Origin of the sequence: Amycolatopsis pigmentata (genome assembly GCF_042684065.1) — a bacterium.
GTDB lineage: Bacteria > Actinomycetota > Actinomycetes > Mycobacteriales > Pseudonocardiaceae > Amycolatopsis_E > Amycolatopsis_E pigmentata.
In genome coordinates this window covers 44,715-51,849 of sequence record NZ_JBHUKR010000016.1, presented here as the reverse complement: position 1 = coordinate 51,849, position 7,135 = coordinate 44,715, and the positions used below count along the sequence as shown (strand labels likewise).

Genomic DNA, 7,135 nt, shown 5'->3' with positions numbered 1-7,135 from the left:
CCTCGGCCGCGGCGGTGGACGAGGGCCATGCCGATGCGGCCCGCCAGGCCGCGGAAGACGCGCGCGCCGTCGCGACCGGGGCGCGGGACGCGGCAGCCGCGGCGCAGGCGGCGCTGGACGCGGTGAACAACGCGAAAGCGGCCGCGGACTCGGCCGCTTCCGCAGGCAACAACGCAGCCGCAGCCGCCCAAGCATCAGCGGATGCCGCCTCCCTTGCGTCCAACGCCGGTGCCGATGCCGCGAAGGCACGGCAGGCCGCCGCCACCGCCAAAGCCAACGCGGCCCGCGCCAACCGCGCCGCCGCGGCGGCCGGGGCGTTCGCCGCGACTGCGGCGAACGCAGCAACGGTTGCGCGTGATGCGGCGAACCGGGCAGCCGACGACGCCGAGGCCGCCGCCGCGGCAGCCGAGGACGCGGCAGCGCATGCCGGGCACGCCGTGGACGCGGCCAACGAGGCCACCACGCATGCCAACGCCGCCACCGCCGCGGCGCAAGCCGCGATCGACGCCGCCGAGCAGGCCCAGCAGGTCTACGACGCCGCTCGCGCCGCCGACGCGGAACGTATCGCGACCGAGCAGGAACAAAACGACCAACTCGCTCAAGCCGCGAGCGCCGCCGCGGCCCAGGTTGTCGCGAAGGACAAGTGGGAAGCCACCCAGGCGCAGCTCCGCGACGCGGAAACCAACCGGCTGATCGCCGAAGCGAACGATCCGGCCACCGACCCCGCGCGTGTGCTCGTCGACGCCCGCAAGGTCGCGCTCGCGCTGGCCCAAACCGGGGGGCCATGGACCCAGGCGGCCGCCTACAACGCACTGTCCGGTTCAGACACGGTGGCGGTGCTGTTCGTGCGGACCGGGATCGCCGAGGCTGCTGGGCAGGACGACCGAACCACCCTGCGCAGCCTGGCCGAAACCGGCACCGACGGCTTCAAAGCGGCAGTCCAGGCCGCGCTCGCGGGAACCGACGCCGACGTCGCGGCCTTCCTGCGGACTCAGGACTATCCGGGCCGGGGGACCGACGACCGGATTGCCGTCGACCAGGTTCTCGCCGCCGCTCAGGACGCGCACAACACGACGCTGCAGCAGGCCGCTCAGAAAGCCCTGGACGCTGGCGACGACGCATCGCTGCGGCAGTTCCTGTCCACCCGGCAATACACCGCTGCCGCCACCGACGAGCGGATCAAGGTCAACCAGATCCTCGCCGCCGACACCAGCGGGCCGGAGCTCAAAGCCGCCGCGCAGGTCGCCCTCGACGGAACGGCCGGCATGCTCCACCAGTTCCTTGCCGTCGAGCAGTACACCGCCGCGCAACGCGACCAGGACAGCGCCACCCACAACAACGCTGTAGCAGGGTTGCTTGCCCAAGCCTCGCAAGCCGCGGTTACCGCGTCGCAGAATGCCAACGAAGCCCAGGCCACCGCCGCCACCGCGCGCGAACAGGCCACCCTGGCCACCAGCTACTCCGAGCAGGCCGGCAAGGACGCCACCCAGGCCGGCATCTACGCCAACCAAGCCCACCAGTCCGCCGTGGAGGCCCAGGACTCCGCCACCCAAGCCGCGCAATCGGCCACCACCGCACGCGCGGCCGCGAACTCGGCCCAGCAGTCGGCCGAGCAAGCCGCGCGTTCGTCAACCTGGGCCACCGCCTCGGCCAACCAAGCCGCCCGCTTCGCCGCCGACGCCTACGACTCCGCGCACCACGCGTACGTGTCGTCCTACAACGCGCACCAGGACGCTGACGCGGCCGCGGCTGCCGCGCAGCAGGCGTTGCACGCCGCACAACAAAAGGTAGATGACGCGCGGACGGCGGAGGCCTTCGAGCAGGCCCAGTACTGCCAGCAGTACCAAGCCGTCCCACAGGCCTACACCGACTGCATCCACATGATCACGGCCTCCGACTACGACAAGGCCACCACCATGCTGGCCAACGGCTCCATGTGCGAGCTGCTCTACCAGCAAGGCACCGACCTGCACAAAGCATGCCTGTCCGACGTCCTGAGCCCCACCTTCAAAATCGACCAAAACCTCACTCTGGCCACCGTCACGGTCAACGCGTCAACCCAGTTTCTCCTGGGGATGCTGTCGATCGAACTCGCCGGACTATGCGGCGCCTTCGAACCCTGCGGCCTACTCGCAATGTCCATCATCCCCGAAGGCACCGCCTTCACCTCCTGGATGGGCATCGCCGCACTCGACGCGCTAGCCACCACGCGCATCCAGGCGATCCTGGAAAGGTCCATGGTCGAAGACGAAGCATCGGCAGCCCAGCTCGCCGAGTCCGCGACCAACCTCTTCCGTAATTGCGGCACCACCACGCCGAACAGCTTCACCGGCGACACCGGTGTGCTCATGGCCGATGGTAGTACAAAACTAATAGCGCAAGTCACGCCAAACGATCAAGTCTTGGCCAGTTCCCCTTATGCTGCCGGTAGTGCAGCTGGCACGGTTTCCAAGGTCATCGCCGGCAGCGGCACCAAAAACCTCGCCGACGTCGAAATCAGCACGTCGACCGGCGTATCCATAATCCAGGCAACCAGCAACCATCCGTTCTGGGTACGAGGCCTGGAGTCCTGGGTGGACGCCGGTGATCTCAACCCTGGCGAACGCCTGCGCACCGCGGACGGCCGGGAAGCAGTCGTGCTGGACGTGCGCTTGCACGACGAAAAACTCACCGTCTACAACCTCACCGTCAACCACCTCCACACCTACTACGTCCGCGGCGGCGACACCGCCGTCCTCGTCCACAACGACGGTTGCTGGTTCACTGACGATCCTTCCGGCCCCGGTATATGGTCCTTTGCCTTCAGCGAACTCGGCCTTCTAAAATCGAGCCCGCAGAGCGCGGCATATCAGACTCGTATAACAGGCGCGCCGGTGGGTCTCGTCTACAGAGCGGGTGGGTACAACTTCGACGGATACAAAGGTGGGTTCCTCCTCGACGCCAAGGCGAACTACAACCAGTTCATCCAATCCGATGGCAAGTTCATAGGGTTCATCAACGCGTACTTCATCGACGCAGCGCGAAAACAGCTAGATGCAGCCGCTGGGACGCCCATCAGGTGGATCTTCATGCAGCCAGAGTCGGCAGCCCTGGTCCGACAGCTCCTAGCTGACAACGATATAGTGGGTATCGACATCGCCGTGATACCTTAGAAGGAGCTGTCATGCCCAGCCCATTCTACTTGGGGGCGTATTGGGGGTCGCGTGTCGAGTCGGCCGAGGCTTGCGCGGGGAGGTTTGCCAGGTTCCTACGCCGTCTCGCGGAGGTGGAGTCGTTACCGTCCACGTGGTGGAAGGTGGGCCGCGACGAAGCGGAGTCGCGGCGGGAAAGAATTGAACCATCCCAGCAGAATTTGCGCCGATTGCTAGAAGCAAGCTACGATCCAGAACGCCCCCGGCTCGGGTTCAGCGTACACGTCTGGGATCGAACGCACGACTCGGTCCGATTCAATGTGATATGCGGCTCGCCCGCTGTGGTTTCGCCGAACGTAGTTGTGTTTGAACTACCCCGGCCAACGGAAGAAAATAGCAGCCTCTACCAAGCTGAAACCATGAAGCTTGTCTTTAGTGCAGTCGTGGAAGAGTGGGATCCTGAGTGGGCGATTTTTGCGACTCGTGAGATGCGAGAAATGCAGGTGAAGCTGCCGCGACGCCCTATTGCGGGCTGGCTGACATACCTCCGAACTGACCCCTCAGCGGTATCACCCCTAGGATCCGACATCGAGATTTCGGGGCTGGGCGAAGGTACCCTCTTGGTGGCCGGGCCGGAACCACTACTGGTCACCGAGAAACACATTAGAGAAGTCGCCAACCTTGTGAGCCAAGTCAACGTCGAGGCCCGTTGAATCGCAACTCGACCGGAAACGTCCGAGTCGACACCCGATCGCAGCACGCTCAGCCAGCCCACCACTACGCCCCGCCCTGGTTCAAGAGGATTCCACCGTTGCCCGGGCGCATCAGCACGCAGTGGGGGCGCGGAAAGAATGCACGGACCAGTTGCGGGAGCTTTTGCAGGCGGCGGAGTGCTCCGAGGGCTTTGGTCTTGAGGTCGTCGGCGCCGGTGGTCCCGGCTTTGCCGACGCGGTCGTGTTTGACGTTCTTCCGGACCCACCCGTCGGGGTTGATTTCGGGCGAGTAGCCGGGCAGGAAGGACAGCCGGAGTTGACCGTGGGTGGCGTCGGCGAAGCGTTTCGTGACGCGGGCACGGTGGGCGGGATGGCCGTCGAGGACGAGGTAGACCGGCCCGTCGGTGTCGTGCATCAGGCGATTGCAGAACTCGATGAACCGTTTGGCGTCGAGGCTGCCATCGAAGACCGCGAAGCGGAGTGCTCCCTGTGCGGTGATCGCGGAGATCATGTTGACCACGTGGCGCCCGCCCGTCGAGCGCACGGGGATCCTGCCCACGGGTGCCCAGGTGGTGTCGGCGTGATGGTCGGTGCGCATCCCGGCCTCGTCCAGTACCTTCCGGCCCTGGATCGCCGACGACTTCGTCGGTCAGGCTCGGCGGCAATTGGGCGCGGCTGGCGGGACGCCTATCACGTGGATGTTCCTGGAACCGGAGGCGGCTGCCGTGGCGACTACTCTCTTCAGGCGCAACGGTATCGCCTCAACATCACTGTCGTTCCTTGAGGAAGGAAGTCTTCCAGTGCCCGTTCACTTCTTCCTGGGTGCTTACTGGGCTTCGCGGACCGAGCCTGTAGAGGACTGCGCGCGGCGATTGGCGCGCTGCTTGCACCGTCTTACCGAGGTGGATCCGCTGCTGTCTACCTGGTTGAAGGTAGGCCGTAATCGAGCCGAGTCCTTGAGGTTACGAGTTGCCTCCTCGGAGGAGAGCCTGCGGAAACTATTGCAACAAAGCTACGACGAGAAATTCCCCGGTCTTGGGTTCCGGATTTCCCTGTGGGACGGGAGGGAGTCGTCAGGCGTCGCCATGAACGTGACGTGCGGTTCGGACGCGGCGGTCTCCCCGAATGTAGTCTTGATCAACCTGCCCTTGCCTGGCGGAGAAGATCTTCGTCTGTACCAGCCCGAAACCGTGCGAGCTTTGTTCCGCGCCGTGGTTGACGAGTGGGATCCCGACTGGGCGGTCTTCGCGAGCAATACGATGCAGGACATGCAAGCCGACAGGCGTCCATACGTTGGGTGGCTTACCTACCTCCGAACGGAGCGTGCCCTAATCTCTAAGGCGCAAGCTGGCATCGAGATTGCATCGCTCGGCAACGGTGTGCTTTTAACGGCTGGCCCGAACCCTCTACAGGTTTCCGACAATGACATTAAAGCAGCGGAAGCTCAATTAAGCACGATCGAACTCTCCTGAACAGTAGTAGACGGGTAGAGCTGTTCTTTGCCAGACGGGTCTTCATGCAACCAGACGCCGCCCTGGTCGGGCAGCTCCTGGCTGACAACTGACGACACTTTCCTCGCCACCCGGCTCGACGCTGCGACGTGCCAGCCAGCATCGAGGGCGGTGAGTCGGTGCGGTTCCATGTCGTGCTGCAGGCTGGATCCTCCGACATCGGCGCCGTTTGTGCACGTGCTGCATCCCTTTGTTCGCCTACGACAGCGCTCTCGGTGATGTCGTGTGTGCTGACACCGCGACCGGCTATGTGATCCAGGCTGTCGAGCTGCGCTCGGGCAAGGGTGTGGTCCGGGTCGCCGTCAAGCGGCCGCAGGACGTCGACAGAGTTCATCCGAAGCTCCACTCTCTGATCGGGCAACTCCGGTACTCGTGCGAGTGGTTCAATTCAGGTTATATCGCCGTAGGCGTTGAGCGGGGGAGATCCCGCGACGAGTTCTTCGCTGGCCTCGCCGAACTGGGTGAGGCCGTGGAGGTCGAACGGATCTTGGTCTGAGCGTTAGGCGGCTGGTGTTTGCGCGGACGTCAACGCCGAGCGCGTTGACGTTGACGGTGAGGGCGACGATGGTTCGGAGCACGTCGATGTTGTGCCACGATTACTTCCCGGCGAGGAGCCGGTGGCGTTCGACCACGACTGCTGTGAGGGGATTTGCGGCACTTGTGGCCTCAATGGTTGTTCAGGATGTCGAGTTCTCGGGCGATGTTGTTCTTGGCTGCTGTTTCCCGTTGCCGTTGTGCGTAGGTGGTGGTGTAGAGGGTTTGTCGTGTGAGGACGTGGGTGCGTCCGGTGCGCCAGGTCCGTTCGTCGAGGGTGTGTTTTTCGGCGCATACGGCGGTGCGGTATGGGTCAGGGTGGTCAGGACCAGAGTTTCGATGCGCCCTCCCTACTACTGATTAGGATGACGACCGTGAACACGGGCGAGCCCAGGACCATCGAGTGGCTGATCCGCGAACTCGACGCCGACAGCGACGAGCGAGCCGAAGATGCACAGGCCGTGCTCACCTCCCAGGGCCGCCACACCGACGTCGTCCCGCCGCTGCTGCGCGCACTGCCGACACTGGGCAGCTTCGGACAGCTGTGCGCCATTGAGATCCTCAAGGAACTCGACGATCGGCGCGCTGACCAGTCGCTGTTGGACAGCGAGAACAGTACTGTCCGCCAGTGGGCAGCCGAGGCTCTTGGCCGGCTGCGTGTCTATGACGCGGTCCCCGCGCTGCGGCGTGCGTATCAGGCCAGCCTCTCCCGGCGTGATCCGCTCGACTCGGTGGCATCAGTGGTCCTGCGACACGCACTGACTGACCTTGGGGCCAGACAACCCATTGTTCCGCGACTGACCGCCGACCTACAAGGCGCGAGGGGCGCCGGTTTCCCTGCATGGCCATCGACTCGGCTCATCGACGTAATCGGTGATCTTGCCAACCACCGTCAGGTGACGCTCTACTTCCAACTCTGGAGTGTCGAACCGGACGGCCGGACGCGGCGGGTCGATTATCCCAGAGACAACACCATGCTGGACTTCGCCCAACCGTGGCCATTTCTTGTCGTGCAGGCTCGTAACCGCGCGGTCAACGGTGCACGACACGCAGAGCTCCGTGAGGACATCGTCGCGAGTATCGAGTGGATCGGCGAACGCGATCTCGCAATCGACCCCGACGGCTCCGTCGATGGGACTGAGTCCACATGAGACACGCAGGGCGATCTAAGGTGAACCACCCGGAACATAAGACTCCTTTACTCGGCTGGTTACACTGGAGGCTGACCTGGAAGAACAAGCCGTAG

6 protein-coding genes are annotated in these 7,135 nt (G+C 64.4%); 5 read left to right on the top strand and 1 reads right to left on the bottom strand.

Annotation, left to right across the window (positions count from 1 at the left end):
* The first annotated feature begins 14 nt into the window (after positions 1 to 14).
* Together ACFSXZ_RS27580 and ACFSXZ_RS27575 are read left to right on the top strand one after the other, a co-directional pair.
* Positions 15 to 3,152 carry a polymorphic toxin-type HINT domain-containing protein gene (locus ACFSXZ_RS27580; RefSeq protein ID WP_378268126.1) on the top strand — a complete coding sequence of 1,046 codons (3,138 nt, stop codon included), beginning with the start codon at positions 15 to 17 and terminating at the stop codon, positions 3,150 to 3,152.
* Positions 3,153 to 3,163: 11 nt separating this feature from the next.
* Positions 3,164 to 3,844 (top strand): Imm52 family immunity protein, encoded by a 681-nt coding sequence (locus ACFSXZ_RS27575; protein ID WP_378268125.1) that lies wholly within the window; start codon positions 3,164 to 3,166, stop codon positions 3,842 to 3,844.
* A gap of 64 nt (positions 3,845 to 3,908) precedes the next feature.
* Here ACFSXZ_RS27575 and ACFSXZ_RS27570 read toward each other — a convergent pair whose 3' ends face one another.
* Positions 3,909 to 4,442, bottom strand: coding sequence for a transposase (locus ACFSXZ_RS27570; RefSeq protein ID WP_378268124.1), 534 nt, complete (start codon positions 4,440 to 4,442; stop codon positions 3,909 to 3,911).
* On the opposite strand from ACFSXZ_RS27570, the gene ACFSXZ_RS27565 reads away from it, so the two are divergent.
* The 3 genes from ACFSXZ_RS27565 to ACFSXZ_RS27555 all read left to right on the top strand — a co-directional run bounded on the left by ACFSXZ_RS27565 (position 4,435) and on the right by ACFSXZ_RS27555 (position 7,040).
* A complete protein-coding gene (locus tag ACFSXZ_RS27565) occupies positions 4,435 to 5,316 on the top strand; it encodes an Imm52 family immunity protein (protein ID WP_378268123.1) in 882 nt (293 codons plus the stop codon). The genes ACFSXZ_RS27570 and ACFSXZ_RS27565 overlap by 8 nt on opposite strands.
* 208 nt (positions 5,317 to 5,524) lie before the next feature.
* Positions 5,525 to 5,851: a DUF4265 domain-containing protein gene (locus tag ACFSXZ_RS27560; RefSeq protein WP_378268122.1), complete on the top strand. Its 327-nt coding sequence runs from the start codon at positions 5,525 to 5,527 to the stop codon at positions 5,849 to 5,851.
* Between the two features lie 412 nt (positions 5,852 to 6,263).
* Positions 6,264 to 7,040: a HEAT repeat domain-containing protein gene (locus ACFSXZ_RS27555; protein WP_378268121.1), complete on the top strand. Its 777-nt coding sequence runs from the start codon at positions 6,264 to 6,266 to the stop codon at positions 7,038 to 7,040.
* Positions 7,041 to 7,135 lie beyond the last annotated feature (95 nt).

Bases quoted from the DNA above. Each gene is read 5' to 3' on its own strand.
- ACFSXZ_RS27575 (WP_378268125.1), top strand. From the start codon at position 3,164: ATGCCCAGCCCATTCTACTTGGGGGCGTATTGGGGGTCGCGTGTCGAG.
- ACFSXZ_RS27570 (WP_378268124.1), bottom strand. From the start codon at position 4,442: ATGCGCACCGACCATCACGCCGACACCACCTGGGCACCCGTGGGCAGG.